This is a genomic window from Mucilaginibacter corticis, assembly GCF_007558865.1.
Lineage (GTDB): Bacteria > Bacteroidota > Bacteroidia > Sphingobacteriales > Sphingobacteriaceae > Mucilaginibacter > Mucilaginibacter corticis.
The window spans coordinates 229,809-250,149 of the sequence record NZ_VLPK01000003.1 but is presented as its reverse complement, the minus strand read 5'-3'; the positions used below and the strand labels follow the sequence as shown (position 1 = coordinate 250,149).

General features: G+C 40.2%; 20 protein-coding genes. 10 read left to right on the top strand and 10 right to left on the bottom strand.

Annotated features, from left to right (window positions below; all coding sequences use genetic code 11):
* Positions 1-9 precede the first annotated feature (9 nt).
* The 3 genes from FO440_RS16375 to FO440_RS16365 form a co-directional block, all read right to left on the bottom strand.
* Positions 10-1,404, bottom strand: coding sequence for an arginine decarboxylase (locus FO440_RS16375; RefSeq protein WP_144249362.1), 1,395 nt, complete (start codon positions 1,402-1,404; stop codon positions 10-12).
* Between the two features lie 152 nt (positions 1,405-1,556).
* Positions 1,557-2,546, bottom strand: a complete 990-nt coding sequence (ctlX, locus tag FO440_RS16370; protein WP_246104249.1) for a citrulline utilization hydrolase CtlX — start codon at positions 2,544-2,546, stop codon at positions 1,557-1,559.
* A gap of 44 nt (positions 2,547-2,590) precedes the next feature.
* Positions 2,591-4,042, bottom strand: a complete 1,452-nt coding sequence (locus FO440_RS16365) for an arginine deiminase family protein (protein WP_144249361.1) — start codon at positions 4,040-4,042, stop codon at positions 2,591-2,593.
* A gap of 165 nt (positions 4,043-4,207) precedes the next feature.
* Between FO440_RS16365 and argS the strand changes: the two genes are divergently transcribed.
* The 10 genes from argS (at position 4,208) to FO440_RS16315 (ending at position 13,044) form a co-directional block, all read left to right on the top strand.
* Positions 4,208-5,971 carry an arginine--tRNA ligase gene (gene argS, locus FO440_RS16360; protein ID WP_144249360.1) on the top strand — a complete coding sequence of 588 codons (1,764 nt, stop codon included), beginning with the start codon at positions 4,208-4,210 and terminating at the stop codon, positions 5,969-5,971.
* A 175-nt stretch (positions 5,972-6,146) separates the two neighbouring features.
* Positions 6,147-6,389 carry a hypothetical protein gene (locus tag FO440_RS16355; protein WP_144249359.1) on the top strand — a complete coding sequence of 81 codons (243 nt, stop codon included), beginning with the start codon at positions 6,147-6,149 and terminating at the stop codon, positions 6,387-6,389.
* Between the two features lie 136 nt (positions 6,390-6,525).
* A complete protein-coding gene (locus tag FO440_RS16350) occupies positions 6,526-7,299 on the top strand; it encodes a 3-keto-disaccharide hydrolase (RefSeq protein ID WP_144249358.1) in 774 nt (257 codons plus the stop codon).
* A 634-nt stretch (positions 7,300-7,933) separates the two neighbouring features.
* Positions 7,934-8,404, top strand: coding sequence for a nucleoside triphosphate pyrophosphohydrolase family protein (locus tag FO440_RS16345; protein WP_246104248.1), 471 nt, complete (start codon positions 7,934-7,936; stop codon positions 8,402-8,404).
* A gap of 3 nt (positions 8,405-8,407) precedes the next feature.
* Complete coding sequence (locus tag FO440_RS16340; protein ID WP_144249357.1) at positions 8,408-9,085, top strand: pseudouridine synthase; 678 nt, start codon at positions 8,408-8,410, stop codon at positions 9,083-9,085.
* A gap of 38 nt (positions 9,086-9,123) precedes the next feature.
* A complete protein-coding gene (locus tag FO440_RS16335) occupies positions 9,124-9,405 on the top strand; it encodes a hypothetical protein (RefSeq protein WP_144249356.1) in 282 nt (93 codons plus the stop codon).
* Between the two features lie 76 nt (positions 9,406-9,481).
* Positions 9,482-10,030: a DUF4337 family protein gene (locus FO440_RS16330; protein WP_144249355.1), complete on the top strand. Its 549-nt coding sequence runs from the start codon at positions 9,482-9,484 to the stop codon at positions 10,028-10,030.
* 13 nt (positions 10,031-10,043) lie between these two features.
* On the top strand, positions 10,044-11,420 hold the full coding sequence (locus tag FO440_RS16325) for a putative oxidoreductase C-terminal domain-containing protein (protein ID WP_144249354.1): 1,377 nt from the start codon (positions 10,044-10,046) through the stop codon (positions 11,418-11,420).
* A 94-nt stretch (positions 11,421-11,514) separates the two neighbouring features.
* Positions 11,515-12,816: a DEAD/DEAH box helicase gene (locus FO440_RS16320; protein WP_144249353.1), complete on the top strand. Its 1,302-nt coding sequence runs from the start codon at positions 11,515-11,517 to the stop codon at positions 12,814-12,816.
* A 24-nt stretch (positions 12,817-12,840) separates the two neighbouring features.
* Entirely contained in the window at positions 12,841-13,044 is a 204-nt protein-coding gene (locus FO440_RS16315) for a DUF1456 family protein (RefSeq protein ID WP_246104247.1), read from the top strand.
* Here FO440_RS16315 and FO440_RS16310 read toward each other — a convergent pair.
* From FO440_RS16310 to FO440_RS16280, 7 genes are all read right to left on the bottom strand, one after another.
* Positions 13,041-13,601: a CAP domain-containing protein gene (locus tag FO440_RS16310; RefSeq protein WP_144249351.1), complete on the bottom strand. Its 561-nt coding sequence runs from the start codon at positions 13,599-13,601 to the stop codon at positions 13,041-13,043. The two genes, FO440_RS16315 and FO440_RS16310, sit on opposite strands and share 4 nt — an antisense overlap.
* A 117-nt stretch (positions 13,602-13,718) precedes the next feature.
* The gene (locus FO440_RS16305; RefSeq protein ID WP_144249350.1) at positions 13,719-14,522 is read right to left on the bottom strand and encodes a hypothetical protein; all 804 of its coding nucleotides are present in this window, start codon (positions 14,520-14,522) and stop codon (positions 13,719-13,721) included.
* A 159-nt stretch (positions 14,523-14,681) separates the two neighbouring features.
* Positions 14,682-15,620 (bottom strand): phosphatase PAP2 family protein, encoded by a 939-nt coding sequence (locus FO440_RS16300; RefSeq protein ID WP_144249349.1) that lies wholly within the window; start codon positions 15,618-15,620, stop codon positions 14,682-14,684.
* 1 nt (position 15,621) lies between these two features.
* Complete coding sequence (locus tag FO440_RS16295; RefSeq protein ID WP_144249348.1) at positions 15,622-16,242, bottom strand: sterol desaturase family protein; 621 nt, start codon at positions 16,240-16,242, stop codon at positions 15,622-15,624.
* A gap of 6 nt (positions 16,243-16,248) precedes the next feature.
* The gene (locus FO440_RS16290; RefSeq protein WP_144249347.1) at positions 16,249-16,824 is read right to left on the bottom strand and encodes a DUF4833 domain-containing protein; all 576 of its coding nucleotides are present in this window, start codon (positions 16,822-16,824) and stop codon (positions 16,249-16,251) included.
* Positions 16,824-17,573, bottom strand: coding sequence for a CDP-alcohol phosphatidyltransferase family protein (locus FO440_RS16285; protein WP_246104246.1), 750 nt, complete (start codon positions 17,571-17,573; stop codon positions 16,824-16,826). The genes FO440_RS16290 and FO440_RS16285 overlap by 1 nt, the downstream gene beginning before the upstream one ends.
* A 4-nt stretch (positions 17,574-17,577) precedes the next feature.
* On the bottom strand, positions 17,578-20,136 hold the full coding sequence (locus FO440_RS16280) for a DUF5686 and carboxypeptidase-like regulatory domain-containing protein (RefSeq protein WP_144249346.1): 2,559 nt from the start codon (positions 20,134-20,136) through the stop codon (positions 17,578-17,580).
* Between the last annotated feature and the right edge of the window lie 205 nt (positions 20,137-20,341).

Genomic DNA, 20,341 nt, shown 5'->3' with positions numbered 1-20,341 from the left:
GTAAAGATATTAGGTTGTGTAGCCTAATATCTTCAATACCTGTTTACTGTTTTGTTCTTCGCCAAACACCTCAAAATTAAAAGTCTCGTCGCGGTTACGGCGGATGATAACGTGTTTAGGCGATGGCAACAGGCAGTGGTGGATACCACCGTAGCCGCTCAATACTTCCTGGTAGGCACCGGTATTAAAAAAGCCCAGGTATTGCACCTTACGGGTTTTTGGCATAAACACACTGTTCATGTGTGCTTCCTGGTTATAATAATCCTGGCCGTCACAAGTAATGCCGCCAAGGTTAACACGTTCGTATTCAGAGTCCCAGTTGTTTATAGGCAGCAGGACGTACTTTTGGTTCAAGGCCCAAACGTCAGGCAGGTTGGTAATAAATGAGCCATCCAGCATCAGCCAGCGCTCACGGTCGTTTTGCTGTTTACGGCCCAATACTTTGTATAAGATGCCCGATGCTTCAGCGCAGGTGTATTTACCAAATTCGGTAATGATATCCGGCTCTATAGTATCGTTTTCGGCGCAGATTTCTTTTATCCGGCTCACGATCTCGTTGATCATGTACTCATAATCAAAATCAAATACCAGCGAATCTTTAAATGGCATACCACCGCCGATATCCAGTGTATCTAACGCGGGGTTGATCTTCTTGAACTTGCAGTACAGCGTAACGTATTTCTCTAACTCGTTCCAGTAATATGGCGTATCAGAAATACCTGAATTGATGAAGAAATGCAGCAGCTTAACCTGGAAATTAGGATTTTGCTCGATCTTATTATAATAAAAATCGATGATATCCTCCATACGGATGCCTAAGCGCGAAGTATAGAACTGCGAATCCGGCTGCTCTTCCGCGGCTATCCGGATACCCAGGTTGCACGGGGTGGTCAGTTCTACCTCGTCGTCGTACAGGTTAAACTCTTCCTTATTATCCAATACAGGTATGATGTTTTTAAAGCCATCATGCAGCATGTCGATAATATATTGCTTGTACTGAAAAGTTTTAAAGCCATTACAGATAACGGTCATCTCCTTGGTAATAACGCCTTTCTTTTCAAGCGCGTCAATCATCGGCATATCAAAAGCTGATGATGTTTCCAGGTGGATATCGTTTCTTAAAGCTTCTTCAACAATATGTTTAAAGTGCGAGCTTTTGGTGCAATAGCAATATTTATAGCTGCCGCGATAGTTGTTTTTTATGATAGCCTGCTGAAACAGCAATTTTGCCTGCTGGATCTTTTTAGTGACCATAGGCAGATAGGTAAAACGCAGGGGAGTGCCATACGTTTCGATCATCTCCATTAAATTAAGATCATGGAAGTATAATTCATCGTCGATGATCTCGTAGCCTTCCTGCGGAAAGCCAACGCTCAAGTCAAGAAATTCCTGGTAACTCTGCATTTATAAAATTTTTGGCAAAAATGTAATTTTTTAACGGAATTAACGGCTATTTATTAATGGAAATTTTATAGTTGAAATGTAATTATTATGTGTCATTGGTCATTCTGTCATTAGTCATTTGATTTGGTGCCTATTTTACCATGGTCTATGGACTATCGGCCACGGACTAAAACGGGTAAATGCACCTCGGCAATCATACACCTCGCGCTGCCGCCACCGTTGGTTTCAATGGTACTAATATCAGCATAGATCAATTTTCCGTATTTGGATAAGGCGCTTATTTGATGCGTGGTTAATGAGTTATAAGCGCTCTTCGACATGACGATGAGGGTATCTTCATTCACGTTTTTTATCTCAAGCATATTCCCCGCAAAGTGGTTCATCTGGTCAAAAGATATCTCGATGATCTCTTTGTTAGTGGCTTTTAATGAATTTATAACTAATTGTTTTTCATTAGTATCAGTTATACTATCTAAACAAATAGTAGCAAACTGGCTCCCAATGCACATTAATACGTTGGTGTGGTAAATGGCCAGGCCGTTTTCGTCAAAGGCGTGGAAACTAACCGCTTTATAACCTGCTTGCCGGCAAAAAGTTGCCAGTGCGTTTCTGTCGGTACGGGGCGAAAGGCAGGCGTAGGCTATTTTATTTTCGCGGTCAAGTACCATACTGCCTGTACCTTCTAAAAACCTGTCTTCATGCTCAAAACGGCTCAGGTCAATAACGTGTTTAATATTAAATTGAGTAGCTAATATTTTGACGATATCTTCACGGCGTTCCAGCCTGCGGTTAACGGCTTGCATGGGGTATAAAAATACATCGCCGCCGGCGTGAAAAGATATCCAGTTGTTTGGGAAAATAGAGTCGGGGGTATGCGGTTGCATCGTATCGTTAATCACGGTCACATTTACGCCGTTATCTGTCAAAACTTTTACCAGTCCGTCAAATTCTGCAAGCGCGTTGGCCTGCACCTTTTGCTGATCGGCACCACGAGTTTGGAATGCATTGCTTTCGGCAGTCTGCTCGTTAAAGCCAAAACTTACCGGGCGTATCATTAACAGGTTTGAGGTGGATTGGTTATTAATCATTTGCTTCGCGTCATTAGTCATTTGCTTTGCGTCATTGGTCATTATAGTTATCATTAAGTATTGAAATTTGCAATGACTAATGACACGATAACCAATGACTATAAATTATCCCTTTGCAATGGCATACTCATACAGTGAAACCCGCCGCGTGCCCTTGAAAGTTCGGCAGATGGCATCAGGATCAGCGTATCTTTCAGCAATTGCGGATCGGCCTCGTCGTTTTCAAACTTCTTTAGCAGGTCCTTAACTTTTACTACATGGAAACCATTCTTTTTAAAGGCCTCTATGGTTTTATCGTTACGGTCATAGCCTAAAACCACACCTTCTTTTATAGCCAGCAGGTTGCAGGAGTCGGTCCACTGCTCACGGGCATCATAGGGGAAAGTGTCATTGCCTGAGTAAATAAATTTGGTTGGCTCTGTGCTTTGCAGATCGTTTTGGCTGATGTCATTTAACAGATCTTCAATACAGCTAAAGGTGCGCGGTTTCTTTTTACCTTTTTCAAACTGCAAGATATCCGTGCGGTCCTTGTCCTTTGTTTTTTTATCGGCCAGCCAGGCAATGGGTTCGCTATCCTCAACCGGGTTTTGGGTGACGGCTAGCGAATGCAACAGCACCCACACATTACGTTTAACCTGGGTAAATACAGTATCAATGTGCATATAATCACGTCGGTATGGAATTTTTACTACCGTTATCTTATCCACCACATTATTGGCAAACAATAGTTTTATCGCCTCGTTAGCACCACTGGCCGATGTCCGTTCGCTGCAGCCAATAATTAAGTGGCCGGGGCTGATCATCATTACGTCGCCGCCTTCAAGTGTGGTTTTTTCGTCAAGGTCTTCGCCGGGGCGTAAAAAATGCTGTACGGTTTCGGGTATCTCCAGGATATTGTCGCGGTAACCTTCAAACAGCGGATGGTTAAAAAAGATATATCGCGCCAGCAAAGTCTCGCGCGAACGCGCCTTTTTAGCGGGCTTATTTAAAAGCATAAAGTTGTTAATAGCAATACCAATATCCCGCGAAAATATCAGGTTGGGGATAGGCGCGAAGATCATTTCATTGGTGTTTAATGAGCCCGATATAAAGATCTTAGCCAGCTCAACCGGATCGGTATCTGTTAGGTTTTGCTGTAGGCGATAGTTGCAGCTTTCAATGGCACATACAGAAGCCGTAAGCTTATTCCGAATATCCTCATCGGCCAAAATATCTGCCAGCAGGGTTTGGATCTCAATTACTTTATCAGAGGCGTAAAAGTTTTTATTGTCGGGTTTGAAGAAGTCGCGGTTGTTTTCACGGGCATCAATCTCTTTTAGCTTGCCCTTTATTTTGGCAGGATCAAGAAAGTACAGTAGTAGTTTAATGTAGTAGTCATATTCATTTTTGCGCATGCTGTCCAGGTGCACAATATCTTCAAACAGCCAATCCTGCGCTTTTGAAGGGACGACACGGCCCAGCCCGTTGTCAGGACTATGGATAAGCAGCGCGCGCAGGTCGCCAATTTCTGAACTTACATTTAATTTGAAATCGCTATCGGGTAATATCATAGATGTTATTTAGCAACACAAAGCTATCGAGAAAATTTGATATACCCCTCCTAAATCCTCCCCGAGGGGGAGGACTTTACTGTGTTATTGAAGTGGTAATTAAAAGTAATATTAATTAAGTCTCTCCCTTGGGGAGATTTAGAGGGGTTTTGTTAATTTTGCCGCATGAATTTTATTATTGATGTCACCGTTAAAGCCGTTAAACAATTATATCAAACAGATATAACACCTGCCGACGTAAGCCTGCAGGAAACCCGTAAAGAGTTTGAGGGCCAGGTTACCATAGTTACTTTTCCGTTTACCAAATTTTCGCGTAAATCGCCCGAACAAACAGGCAACGAAATAGGAGAGTACCTGAAAAACGAACTGGCAGATGTATCGGCATTTAACGTAATAAAAGGATTTTTAAATATTTCCATATCCAACGCTTATTGGATCACGCAACTATATCAAACGGTCAATGCCGATGATTTTGGCATTTTTAAACCAAACGGTAAAAAGGTGATGGTGGAGTATTCGTCGCCAAACACCAACAAACCGTTGCATTTGGGCCATGTGCGTAATAACCTGCTGGGTTTTTCAGTAGCACAGATCCTAACCGCCGCGGGGTATGAAGTGATCAAAGCTAATTTAGTGAACGATAGGGGTATCCACATTTGTAAATCAATGCTGGCCTGGCAGAAGTGGGGTAATGGCGAAACGCCTGAGTCGACAGGTGAAAAAGGTGATCACCTGGTAGGGAAGTACTATGTGATTTTTGATAAAGAATATAAAAAACAAATAGAAGAACTAAAGGCAGTCGGCCAAACAGAGGAAGAAGCAAAAAAGAATGCGCCACTAATTAAACAGGCGCAGGAAATGTTGTTACAATGGGAGGCGGGCGATGATAAAGTGATTGACCTTTGGCAAACCATGAATGGTTGGGTATACGAAGGTTTTGCCAAAACTTATGAAAAGCTGGGTGTGGCTTTTGATAAATATTATTATGAAAGCAATACATATTTATTAGGTAAAGATATTGTTGAAGAGGGTTTGGCAAGCGGTGTTTTCTTTAAAAAGGATGATGGATCTGTCTGGATCGATTTGACTGAAGACGGCCTTGATCAGAAACTGGTATTACGTGCCGACGGTACTTCAGTATATATCACCCAAGACATGGGTACCGCCCGGTTAAAGTATGACGATTTTAAGATGGACGAGTCTATCTACGTAGTGGGCAACGAGCAGGATTATCACTTTAAAGTACTGTTCCTGATCTTGCAGAAACTGGGTAAAAGCTGGGCTAAGGGCTTGTTTCATTTATCATATGGGATGGTCGACTTGCCTTCAGGTAAAATGAAGTCGCGCGAAGGAACAGTAGTTGATGCCGACGACCTGATAGCTGAAATGGAAAGTACCGCCAAAAAGGTAACTGAAGAATTAGGAAAGATAAACGACTTTAGCGAAGAAGAGAAAACAGAGCTATACCATACAATAGGTATGGGCGCGTTAAAGTATTTCTTGTTAAAGGTTGATCCTAAAAAACGGTTGCTGTTTGACCCTAACGAGTCGGTTGATTTCCAAGGGCATACCGGGCCATTTATACAATATACCCATGCACGGATAAAATCTGTATTGAGCCGGGCTAATATTACTAATGTAGAAGCAGAGCCTACAGAACTTGCATCCGCAGAGTGCGATCTGATTGTTATTTTAACGCAATTTACGGATGTAATTAAACAGGCCGCCACTGGTTTTAACCCCGGTGCTATAGCTAATTATGTATATGAACTGGCCAAGGCATACAATAAATTTTACCACGAGCACTCTATCCTGCAAGCCGAAGACGAATTGGTTAAACAATTCAGGTTGCAGCTTTCTTTAGCATCAGCAAAGGTGATCAACAAAGGCATGGCATTGTTAGGTATAGTGGTACCTGAGCGAATGTAATAGGATTACTTTTTATTTGGGGAGGTGAAAATAAGGTGCTTAATTTATTCTAAATATAATCTTAAGTCATATTATCGTCTACTAAAATAATTATATTTGCGCCGAGAAATTATAATACTGGCTTAATTATTGCTTATGAAATAATATTAAGTTTAAGATATTATAATATCTGGATATGAAAACAAAACTTTTACCTGAACCTATGAAATCCTCTGATAATTATGTTAATAATGAACAACGATTAAGAAAGATCAAGATCAATGTACTATTAGTTATTGCTGTTGTAATTGTATGCATGGTTACTCATTTAAATGATAAAAACAATGGCACAGGATTTACTGAAAGCAATAAAAGCCATTATTTTGATACACCAAAACACCTCAAAGTTTTAAACTTACATGTTGTGCGGGCGGCATAGATGCTGTTGTATTGTTTAATACTCGCCTGGTGACCTGAAATTAGTATACATTTCTGATATTTTGAACACATTATCATCTTAATTATATGGGATGATTTTTTTTGTTATGTTTGATGAACAAACATCTCTTTAAATTATGAACAGAAAACAAACATTATTACTGTCGGTAATGCTTGCTGCAGGTACATTATCGGCCTATGCACAAAAGCCGGAAGATACAGAATTTTATGAACCTGTGCCAAAGGTGGTAACACCGGGAAAAACCAATAGCGATGCACCTTCAGACGCTGTAGTGTTATTTGACGGCAAAAGCCTGAATGAATGGACAATGACCGACGACCGTGGTAAACCGGCTGAATGGAATGTTGCCGACGGGATATTGACAGTTAACAAACACAGCGGAAATATTGAAACTGTAAAATCATTTTCAAGCTATCAGTTACATATAGAATGGCGTATACCGTCAAATATTACGGGCAGCGGCCAGGCACGCGGCAACAGCGGTGTATTCTTGGCATCGTTAGGTAAAGGCGATGCCGGTTATGAACTACAGGTACTTGATTCATACAATAACAAAACCTATGTAAACGGTCAGGCAGGCAGTATTTACAAGCAATTTATACCATTGGTTAACGCCAGCAAAGCACCGGGCGAATGGCAAAGCTATGATGTTATATGGACCGCCCCAACCTTTAATGAGAATGGTACAGTTAAAACTCCGGCAAAAGCTACAGTATTTCATAATGGCGTACTGGTACAAAACGATGTTTCGTTATTAGGGCCAACTCAATATATTGGTAAAGCATCATATAATAATGCAAAACATGGACCTGCGCCAATAAAATTGCAAGCCCATGGCGACCATAGCGAGCCGATAAGCTATCGCAACATTTGGGTTAGAGAATTATAATATTATAAAAATATTTTTTTAACGTTACTTAACTGGTGTACATTCCACCAGTTAAGTAACGTTTTTTTATGAAATAATAAATTTGTTATTCCGTTGAAGTATTAAATTGATAGATTTTTAATGTAAGGATATGTTTATTGAAAATATTTAAATAATAGATAATGAAAATATAGCATTGGTTACAATAATTAAATAATATAAATTTTAATCAATTTGTAGTAATAATATTGATTTAATATGCAATTGTTATTATATTCGGAGGATTTAAATTATTGATTTTTAATTCTTTGCTAATAGTACATGAAAAAACTCCCCTTAGTTTTTTGTTTGTTGCTTTTTGCCTGTTCTGAGCAAAAGCAAACCGTAGATAATACCTCTATTTTTAGCCATCACCCCGCGCCATATCGAGTTTTTGCTGTTGGGGTATGGAACTCTGATTATAATATTTAACACTTACTGATGCCCGTGACGAATATTTTAATATTAAAACGGCATATAGCAGTAACTACAAAAAAGGCGCAGTTTACGTTCCGTGAATTTATTAACTATCATTGACAAGTATAAGGTTATTTATAACTTAGCAATCTGCCGGCATTACCAAATTGTGTAAGTCCGTTTAACCATTAATTACGTCATGATCAAAGATTTAAATTCATTAAACCAGGTAGCCGAGTTTCATACCACATTTAAACATCCTATATTACCGGAGCCAACCATCCCGTCTCCGGAGCGCTGCAAGCTGCGCGTTGAGCTTTTAGCCGAAGAGCTGAAAGAATTGCAACAGGCTATTGATGATAACAATATGGTTGAAATTGCCGATGCACTTTGCGATCTTCAATATGTATTGTCGGGCGCTGTTTTAGAGTTTGGTCTGGGCGAGAAATTTAAAGAGCTTTTTGATGAAGTACACCGCTCAAATATGAGCAAAGCGTGCAAAAATGTCGAAGAAGCAAACGACACCATAGCGCACTATAAAGGAAAAGACAATACAGAATCTTATCATAAAGAAATTGACGGGTTATTCCTGGTTTACAGAACACAGGATAATAAAACTTTAAAATCGATCAATTATTCGCCGGCTGATCTGGGTAAGATATTGGGATAATCCATGCTCGATATACTTTATCGTGATGAACACCTGATAGCGATTAACAAGCCGCATGGTTTGCTGGTACACCGTTCGTCAATAGCTGCCGATGCCGAAGAATTTGCGCTGCAATTGTTAAGGGACCAGGTTGGCTTAAAAGTTAGCCCGGTTCATCGGTTAGACAGGGCCACCGGTGGTGTATTGCTATTCGCGTTGGATAAACAGGTTGAAATAGCCATGCAGCAGCAATTTTCTGATAATCTGGTTCAAAAGAACTATTTAGCTATTGTGCGTGGCTATACTCCTGACGTTGAAGAGATTGACTATCCGCTCAAGAAAGAAAATGGCACCTTGCAGGAAGCATTTACTGCTTACAAAACTTTAAGCCGCGCGGAGATAGCCGTCCCGCTGGGTAAACATGACACATCAAGATACTCATTAATAGATGTTAAGCCTGAAACCGGCCGGATGCACCAGATCAGGAAACATTTGAGCCATGTTAACCATCCTATAATTGGCGATACAACCCACGGTTGCAATAAACAAAACAGACTGTTTAGAGAAAAGTGGGAAATGACCACATTGCTGCTGCACGCTTCAAAGCTGATGTTTAACCACCCGGTTACTCATCAGTCCATAATCATACCAGCGCCGGTACATAAAGAATTTAACCGGGTTATGGTTTTAATGGACTGGTAAAAGCGCAAACAAAGTAAATGCTGCTTTGTAGTTACTGCATGACAGCTACCATATATTACACTATTGTTAATGATGCCGGCGAGCATAAAATTACCATCACCCCGGTAAGCCAGTTTATACCCGGTAGTAACCTTTGTGCAACAGGTATTTTTAAACTAACTGAAAACGGTAACAGCATAGGCGATATTATATTTGACGATAATATGAAGCAGTGGGAGTATACGGGTTTGGGTGACCTGACACACCAGGACGCGGCCGAAATAGCCGGTTTTATACAGATAAAAAACGCTTCGGGCGCTAATAATAATAAAGCGGTGTAAATTCTTTACACAACGGTGTTGCAGGTAAAATATGCTAAATTTACCTTTATAAAAAATACCCTTATATAATTTACAAATGGATGAAATAGAAAATTACGCTGAACATATTCATGAGCAAAGTAACGAACACGCACATCATATCCTGTCAGAAGGAAAAGATAGATGGGTGTTGTTTGTAGCCTTGTCTACAGCGTTAATTGCCGTGTTGGCTGCCATAACAGGCTTACTGGCCGGCGAACATGCTGACGAAGCCATGCTTGCACAGATCCACTCGTCAGATCAGTGGGCATATTACCAGGCCAAAGGCATCAAATCAGAAACCCTTAACCAAACTGGTAAAATATTATTGGCTATGGGCAAAACACCAATTGCCGCTGATGAAGAAAAAATTAAGGAAAATAAGAAGGAGCAGGCCGAAATAAAAGAAAAAGCCGAAGATTTTCAAAAAGAATCAAACACTCATGTTGCCAAACACAGTGTTTTTGCACGTGGCATAACATTGTTTCAAATTTCTATTGCCATAGGCGCCATATCAATTATTGTTAAGCGTAAAAGCTTGTGGCTGGTAAGTATTGGTTTTGCGTGTATTGGTGTTTTCTTTTTAATACAGGGAGTATGGTTTTAATCTATAAAATTTTATGAAAAATATTGTAGGTAGCTGCGCTGTAATTTGCTCAGTTCTTTTTGGGTTTTCTGCCAACGCGCAACTTAAAGAAAATGAAAAAGTAAAGTTAATTACTTTGGACCCCGGCCATTTCCATGCGGCCCTGGTACAAAAAACAGACCTGCCTGATATTGCATCTGATGTTTACGTTTATGCCCCTAAAGGGCCGGATGTAAAATCGCACCTTGATAAAATTGATGCCTATAATCTCCGCAAAGACAATCCTACACACTGGGCTGAAATAGTTTATACCGGTAATGATTTTTTTGATAAAATGATAGCCGAGAAAAAAGGGAACGTCGTAGTGATGGCCGGTAATAATCAAAAGAAAACAGAGTACATTAAAAGATCGATAGACGCGGGTTTTAATGTTTTGGGTGATAAACCTATGGCTATTGATGCCGAGCATTTTGAAATGCTTAAAAGCGCGTTTGTCGAAGCCGCGAAAAGAAAGCTGGTCTTATACGATATCATGACCGAGCGTTATGAAATTACCAATGCCCTGCAACGTGAGTTTGCCATGATCCCCGAGATATTTGGTCAGCTTAAAAAAGGAACGCCGCAACAGCCCGCTGTTGAAATGGAAAGTATCCATTACTTTTATAAATATGTATCAGGCAATGTATTAAGCAGGCCCGATTGGTTTTTTGATACCAAGCAACAAGGCGAGGGCTTGCAGGATGTTGGCGTACACCTGGTAGATCTGACACAATGGGAATGCTTTCCGGATAAAACAATTAGTTATAAGCGGGATATTAAGTTTAACAGCGCCAAAAGATGGCCTTCTTACATAACCCTGAAACAATTTAACACCATAACCCAATCTAACGGCTTCCCTGATTTTTTAAAAAAATATGTTGAGAAAGACACTTTGCTAAAGGTGTATGCAAACGGATCAGTAAACTATAGCTTGTTTGGCACCAATATTAAACTGACCGCAAAATGGGCTTACGCCGCGCCACAGGGAAGCGGGGACAGCCAAAACTCTGTACTGCACGGTACTAAGGCTGATCTGTATGTGAGACAAGGAGAAGCGGAAAAATATGTTCCTGTTTTATACATCGAACCGGTAAACCCGGGTCCTGATTATGAGAAAGACCTGATGGAAAAATTGGAAGATGTACAGGATAAATATCCCGGTGTTACACTGAAAAAAGAACCTAAAGGCTGGGAAGTTATCATTCCTGATAAATACAAAGACGGCCATGAAGCGCATTTTGGTCGCGTTACAGAAAAATACCTGGACTACCTGCGCGAAGGCGATATCCCCGAATGGGAAGTCCCCAACATGATAGCCAAGTATTATACCACCACTACAGCGCTGGCATTGGCTAAGGGCGGTAAGAACTAATTAAGATTTATAAAATTGTTTAGATGATAGGATTTTGATCAGTACGAGATCCTGTAATCCGTTAATCCTATAAATCTTAGTGTATCTTTGCCTGATGATAAAAAAAGCGCTCGAAAATCTAAAGATCACGGCATTAAACGAAATGCAAAACGCGGCAATCAATGCTGACCCAAAACGTGACCTGGTATTGTTGTCGCCCACCGGTTCCGGCAAAACGCTTGGGTTTTTATTACCTGTGCTAAAATCGTTACGTACAGATGTTAACCTGGTACAGGTGCTTATTATGGTGCCCTCGCGAGAGTTGGCGCTGCAAATTGAGCAGGTATTTAAAACCATAAGCAGCGGCTTCAAGGTGAATTGCTGTTACGGTGGCCACGCTACTAAAATCGAGAAGAATAACCTGTCGCAGCCGCCTGCTGTATTGATTGGTACACCCGGCCGAATAGCGTATCATTTACGCCATGAGAACTTTAGCCCGGAGGCTATCCATACTTTGGTGCTTGACGAATTTGATAAATCTTTAGAGTTTGGTTTTCAAACGGATATGACTATCATTATCCGGCAGTTAGAGCATTTAGGCAGGCGAATCTTAACCTCGGCTACACGAATGCCTGACATACCTGACTTTACGGGTGTTGTTGATCCTATAGAGTTGGATTTCCTGAAAAATAAATCCAATACGCCAGACTTGCAACTCAAAGCCGTAATAGCCGAAGCTGCCGATAAACTGGACGCTTTATTCTCGCTAATCTGTAAGATAGGTAATAAAACTACGCTGGTTTTTTGCAACCATCGTGAAGCGGTTGAACGCATAAGCGATCTGCTTTGGAACAGGGGCATCATCCATGATATATTTCATGGCGGCATGGAGCAGGATGATCGTGAGCGGGCCTTGCTTAAATTCAGAAACGGCAGCCACCGTTTACTGATCACCACCGACCTGGCATCGCGCGGCTTGGATATTCCTGAGATAGAATTCATTATCCATTACCAGTTACCACATAACGAAGAGGCTTTTACGCACCGCAACGGCCGTACAGCACGGATGCATGCCAAGGGGACTGCGTACCTGATCCTGAACGAAGACGAAAAGCAGAATTACATTAAACAAAATCCGCAGATCGAAGAATTGCCTGAAAAGCTATCTTTACCTGAAATTACGCAATGGGCAACATTGTATATCGCCGCAGGCAAAAAAAATAAAGTTAACAAAGTGGATGTTGTAGGCTTATTACTTAAAAAAGGCCAGTTGGCAAAAGAGGACCTGGGCTTAATAGAAGTTTTGGATAACACGTCATACGCAGCGGTAAAACGTACGCAGATAGAGAAAGTGGTACACCATTTAAGAGGCAAGAAAATAAAGAATAAAAAAGTAAAGATCGAAATATCAAGATAGAATGCTATGAGTAACAATGACATAATGAAGAAGCTTAGGGTAGCCATGAAATTTACAGATGATGACATTGTGAAAGTTTTGGCATTAGCTAATTTCAGGATTACCAAGACAGAATTAGGTGCCATATTCAGGGCAGAAGATCACCCTAATTTTAAACCCTGCGGCGACCAGATCTTGCGCAACTTTTTAAACGGGCTTATCATTCATCAAAGAGGGCCAAGGCCTTAACGCCCGCGCGGGTCTTCATGTATTATTTTAACTTTTCCGCTCTTTATCATGCGTTTCATTTCGGGCGAAAATTCTTCACGTCCGCCAAAGTCCTGCACCCAATAGGTATCGTATAGCCAAATACCTACTTCTTTAAAGTCGGGGTTCATTAGGTTTCTGCAATGACGCTCGCTGTTTAACCAGCCCTGCAGTACCACGGCAATAGTAGGTTGGCCCTGCGCAATATTTTCGCCAACAGTAAAGCTTTTATAACCTGTGCGTGTGTAACCTGCATTTTCAACACGATTAAATGTAGTACGGCCATCGCGGCTAACATGGCTGAAGTATTGATTTTGTGCCATATCCTGCGCATGGCCTTTAGCCGCTTTTTCAAGTAGGTTGTTCCATACCAGCGGCGGGGCAGGCGGCATATAGGTAGTACCGCAAGTGCATCCTTTTTGCCGGGTGCGGTTAATTGCCTGTAAAAACTCTTTTTTGAATTTATTGGTGCCGGGGTTTTGGCTGTGTACGCTTTGGGTTAAAAATATTAGCGCTATCCCTAAAATTAAATACTTCATATTGGTTATGACAGCAATTGATTCATGAAGTTTAATGCTTTCGTCTTTTGCGACGCCTGCGCCTGGTGTACCTAACCATGGCCAATAAACTGATCAGGCCGACAATAACAACCAGTATTATATTGAGGCTATCCTTTTGGAAGAGCTGCTTTTGTAAACTTTTCTGCTGACTTGTATAAACTTTTTTTTTGTTTGCAGCGTATCCTGTGTTTTAGCTATGGCTTGTTCTTCTTTTTTTAGAAGACTGTCCTCAATAAAGTCATGCCTTTTTTGGGCGAGGGTAGCCTTGGTGTAGTTTTGCATATGCGAGTAGAGCATGGCATAGTTTTCCTGCACATTTGATTCGGCCTTTGGGTCATGATTGGCTTTCGATAACTTCAACACCTCATCCAGATCATGCATGGCAAGGGTATAGTCTTCTATCTCCATTTTGATATTTGCCAGTACTATAAGCGACGACATGATGTTAGGCACATCTTTTTTAGCCCGCGATAATGAATTTGATTGTAAAATGAACCACTTTGCCTGCGGATACTTTTTTTGTGATTTATAGACTTTGGCAAGTCCATTATAGCAATCGCGTAAGCCAAGTGTATCGTGCATCCTTGAATATAAATGCAAAGCCTTGTAGGTATAATTTAAGGCTTGTGCTTGATATAGTTTTCTTTTTTTAGCACTAAGGCTATCGTACTTTAAATATTCGTGCGCTATCTGATTATATAATCCTGATCTTACAGAATCGGTAATAGCACCTTGTACTTGTAGTAGTAATCCGTCTAATACGGGCATGACAGGTTGCGATTGTTTTACCAAGCTATCAATAGGTTGCGACTGTTTAACTGTGCTATCAGCAGGTAATGTAAAAGCGAAGGATTTTATGCCGTAAAACAGGATAGTGATAAGTAAAATAAGTTTCTTCATATAAACCGCTTTAACAGCTAAAAGAAACTATTCAAATAGTATGCCTGTTATACAATAGAGGAAGCCAATAGGGGATTGGTTATAAAAAAATGACTACTATCCGCAGAATGTATTTATTAATACAATACATAGTACACAAAACAGTACACTGTTGTTTTACTAACGGATAAAAGCTTCGTATTTATCTAAGAACTCTGTTAGCACAGGCACTTTGGTGAACAGGAAATTAAACAGGTTGATACCTATTACAGCTGTAGTGATTCCGGCCAATACATCAAGAATATAATGGTGACTGGTGTAAACTGCCGTAAGCCAGATACCAACCATAACAGTTACTAAAACAATATTTATTAGTCCTAAACGATTTTTTAAGCCGTAGTAAATAACTATAACCGGATAGGCCGAGTGTAATGAGGGCATTGCCGCGAAAACATTCGATCCCTTTTGGTAAATAGACTGAAATACGTGCACGTTAAAATAGGCATCAAACCGGGCTAATCCACCTGTATTGCCAGGAGTGTTGGGATGGAAAATAAAACCGTGTTCCTGGATGTACCATGGTGGTGCAGCGGGGAAGGAGTAATATATTACAAAGCCGAGCAGATTTACCAGTAAAAAGGTCAATGCGAAAGAAAGAAATTCGCGCCTGTTCTTGAAAAACAAATAAGCCGCAAAGCTAAGCGGTACCGGGATCCAGCAGATGTAAAATATACCGGCAATTACATCTAAAAACGTAGTTGCGTTGACTTTTAGATATTCGTTAGGCGTTAATAAATGTCCTTTATAGTTAATGCCGAATAAGTGCTTTTCAAAATTATACAGATCGGCAATGTGTACGTTGCTGATAGTATAATTAGGGATAGCTTTCATGTAATCAAAAATGATCCAGTAAACTATAAAAACCGAGAAGCCGATAATAAACTTGCGGCTGATGTCAGAGATGTAAAACAGGCTGTTAAAAATAACCACCAATACAACCTGGTCTGATTTAAAACCTACTACCCAGGTTGATAGCAATAAATAAGCTATAGATAGCAGCGAAACGGTTATTATGGATTTGGCACTAATTACCGGGCTTTGATTAACAGCACCATTCATTCTATTTTTTTATAAAATCTGACCGGAAAATCTTGTCCCACAATGGCGAGCTTACACCGTAACCTCTGTCGGGGCTTTGATAATGGTGCAACATGTGGTGTTGCTTTATCTTTTTCCAGATGTTTCCTTTAAAGTTAAAGTGATGGATGGCATAATGCGATATGTCATAAAATAAGTAGCCCAAAATAAAGCCCGGAAAAAACCCGAACACGTAGTTGGCAGGCAATATGGCATTAAATAAAAAATAAAAGCCTGTTGCCAGCGGGATACTTACAGATGGGGGTAATACCAGTCTTTTAGCATCGCTTGGGTAATCATGGTGTACACCGTGAAATATAAAATGCAGCCTTAAGCCAATTTTGTTTTTTGGTACATAATGAAACACAAAGCGGTGCATAATGTACTCAACAAACGTCCATACAAAAAGCCCTACAAAGAAAAGCCCAAAGTAGGTAAGCACATTAATATCTTTAACAAACAGCGCTATGTAAGTGCTGACTAATATAACCGGTACAAAAATAAATACCGGTACCAGGTAATGAACTTTTGATAAAGCTTCCAACAGGTCGTTTTTAAACATCCTGGTCGATTCCTGTGAATTTGATATGAAATTTTTTGCCATGTTATATCAGGGTTTAAAACGTTCTATAATTTCTCTGCCTGTAGTTTGATCTGTTCCTTTTAACTCTACGTAAACAACATTTGGGATCCAAAAGGAGCCGCCCACAATTTTAACAAAGATGTGGTCAAGCATCATTTGTTTTTGCGCAATCGTTGCGAAGATATGATATTTTCCGTCGTTTGCCTTCATCAAAAGCAGCGGAAATTTTTTGTATGATACAAATCTGACATCATATTGATCGTTCGGTAATTTTTTGGTTGTTACACCATACGCAAATTTACGCTGAATATAATTGAGTTCTTCCTTTTGTCCTTTGTCTGCATACTTTATCCAATAAACGTGTAAAGGCTCATCTTCGTCTATTTGCCCGTTATGTATATTAAGATCATAAATAACAGTATTTGTGTTAGGATCACGTTGCAGATAAAATAACCGGTTTCCGCTTTCGGGCGGAGTTGGAAATTTTTCCTCATGCTGATCGATACTTTCTGCTGCGACAGATTTGTTGGACGCTTTACTCTGGGCTTTAGTTAAAGGTAAGTAAGAGTAAAGGGCTAATAGTAGTAAAATTGATAATCTCATTAATCTGTAGCGTCGCCGCTCTCTTTTTTTTCTAAGTTGATTTTTGATTCTTTTAACCTGTTAAAGGCGGTGATATTAGTCAATACAGCCAGTATGGTAATAGGGATGGTGAAAATTGACATGGTTTCAAAAACATGGAATTTAATACCCGGTATATACAATTTATAATTACCGCCAATATATAATGAGCTTAGTCCGCAAAGTATGGCAAATAGACCAATGGTTACTACTCGTTCCGGCCGCTGCATTAAACCGCCTTTACATTCAATACCCAGGCCCTCTGCACGCGCTCTTACGTAGCTAACCATCATGGAGCCAATCATGGCAACAAATGCAAACATCGAGCTTAAAAAATAGTGATGCGCCACCAGGTAATAACAGATACCAAAAAACATGATCAGCTCGCTATACCTGTCCAGCACCGAATCATATAAAGCGCCAAAAGTCGATTTCATATTGCCAAGCCTTGCAACCTGTCCGTCAAGCATATCAAACAGGCCTGCAAATAAAATTAAGCCACCTGCCCAGCCGATGTAGCTCAAATCACCCCTGTTACCTTCTTCGCCGCCTATAACAAATATTGCGGCTACACCCACATTTAGTACAAAACCAATGGTAGTTACAGCGTTAGGGGTAAGGCCCAGTTTTATTAAAAGTTTCACAAAGGGATCTATTACCTTATAGATACCCAATTGAAGATTTGTACGTATGGATGGTTGTTGTTCCATTAACTGTTGATCTGCGGCCATGGTATTAAAAATCAAATTTCGCCCTTACACGTATGCCATATGGCGAAACGTCCGGATGATCTAAATAATTGAATCTCCTGACCAGGTCTACGCGTATAAATTTAAAAATATTTTCGACACCAACACTACCCTCAATGTAAGGCGTATTACCCAAAGAATAGGTGATAGGCTGACCTATACTTGTTACCGGGAACTGATACAGTGATGGATGCAGCGCAGGGTTGTTATTATCGCTTAATTGGCCATATATGGCTTTAAAAGACGCTACCTCACGTAATTTTAGTTTCTGTAACAAAGGTATCTTGTTAAAAAAGAAGCCCATAAAGTGCTGATCCAGGTTAATAGATGCGTACCGGTCACTCACAAACTCAAGAAAATTCATTAAGTTGTACGAATATATATCGTAAGCATAAGTCTGGTTTGCCCTGAAGATAGTTAACAGCGGATAAGGTACTTGTCCGAATATTTTTCCGCCATCAACAACCATATCCATGTAGCCTAATTGCGACAGGTAATTACGCTTTTCAATGCGCAAATGCAATGATTGGTAATTATAAGCCCCACCTACAACATCTTTAAAGTCACGGGTGTAATCCAAAGTCCATATCGGGTATTTGCTTGGTATCGGCACACGGTAGATCTTGCCCTGGTAAAAGCCCTCATTTGGTGCATAACGCAGGTTTACTGCCACCTCAGCTGTTGTCAAGTTATTTATTGTTCCTGTATTATTAACAAAATATAACGAGCCCGCCGGCGATTGTGTCCATTTTTTCAAGGTCAACCCGTATGAAAAATGGTTTTCATACTCGTGCACATAATCGAACTTGTAAAAATCATTATACAGGTATTTATCATTCACACCACGTTTAAATGATAACAGGAAATTATCTTCCTGCACAAACTGCAAGGCAGCTCCCGGTATCCTGGTATCGCGCTGAAAGCTTGCCCTTAAATAGTTTTGTGGGAACTTATAGATCGACTTATCATTAAGCGAATAGGTCGCGCTTAAAAAGCCCTTCCATTTTTCATCCTTAAAACCGTAGGCTGCATAGGTTTCAAAATAATATCGCTTGCTCAGTTCAGGCGTAGTACGACCGCCTAAACGCAGTTTTAAGCCCTCAATAGGGTTAAAACTGTAAAAGGTGTTAGACGGACCAACTTCAAACCAGTTGAATGATTTATATCCGGCCAGTAAAAGGGTAGCTATATCCAACGTCCGCTTAAAAGACGGCATGTTTTTCAGACTGTCAATATTTTTGTAAACCTTTGATTCGGCCGTTGTTAAAGTATCAAGCCGGTTTTGCTGCCAGAACTGCTCACTTCTATGTTTAACCGCATCAGACAATACCTGGTCGTCAGCGCCTGAAACATAAGCCGTATCCGCCTGCTGCTTGTTGACTATGTAGTTTTTATAAGTAATGGTACGGATACCAAATACACCACCTGATTTCTTTTTGGTAACCCCAAAGTCGGCAAGTGTATTACTTTTGCTTAGATGATACCTGCCATCCGGATTTTTTTCAAAATCCAGGTTTACGGTCATTGATTTTACAAAATTAAGGTTGATGTTTTTGTTGATACCTAATTTAGCCTTTTGTACAGCATAGTTACTGTCCAGCGTAATGTAAATCTTGCCTTCAAAAAGCATATCCTCGGTATTACGAGGCGTAAAGCTTAATTCGACCAGTTTCTTTTTATCCTCGGTTTCAATGGTATCAGTTATAAAATATTTATAAAGCTGCGGACCGCCATTGGCAATAGGGCTCAGGAAGTTATTGGTGATCAGGTTGATGCTATTGTCATAGATATCAACCTTGTTATACATGTATTTGAAAAACTGGCTCACCCCCTCGGCATCAATAGATCCGCCGAAATCAACATTTCGCTGGCCTATGATAATATTTCTTTCCTTTTCAGGATTTTTGCGATAATAATATTGCGATATTTTTTCGTCCAGGAATAATGGTAATAATGATTTCCCCGGTACGGTCGTGCTGTCGCGATTATCTAAAACAAACTTGTATTTTCTGAAAAATTTCTTTTCGGCAATTTTAGGAGATAAGTTGACAATAGAGAATTGCATTTTATCATACTCTTTATATTCAACATAATCATAATGTCTTGGGCGGTTTTGTTCCCTGTGCGCTATAACCTGACGTATCAGTTCGACAGCAGGATTACCCTTGTTACGGTAACGTGGTTTCTTGCCCGCTTTTACCTCAACTTCGGTTAGCTCTTGCTGTAAAGGTACCAACTTGATGTTGATCGTCTGTGTTTTTCCAGGTGCGATACTGATAACAACATCTTTATAGCCAATAAAAGTTGCTTTGATCTGCGAGAATGGCTTATCAGAAGAGATTGAGAACTTACCATCATTATCTGTAGGTGCGCCAATGCTACTGCCGGCAAAACCAACCGTAACAAACGGCATTGGGTCATTACCTTTGCTGCCGCCGTCGGTTACAACGCCTGTAACCTTAGTAACCTGTGCAAATAACGAGGTGGTATAAAATAATAAGAAAGCTAAAAATGAAAACTTTCTGAGTAAACTTTTAAAATCCATGTACTTATATAATACAAACCGTGTTTGTAGTGCTACTCTTTTATACAATCCAGCTTATTTTAAAATAAGTTTAGAGGGTAGTACAATGCCGCAGAATAAGCGTACAATTTAGTTCGGTAAACAGGGGCAAAGTTAAAGAATTACAATAGACTTCTGTGGTCAAAAAGTCAAAAACTGCCGGGGATTAACAATATTTAACAGGTTT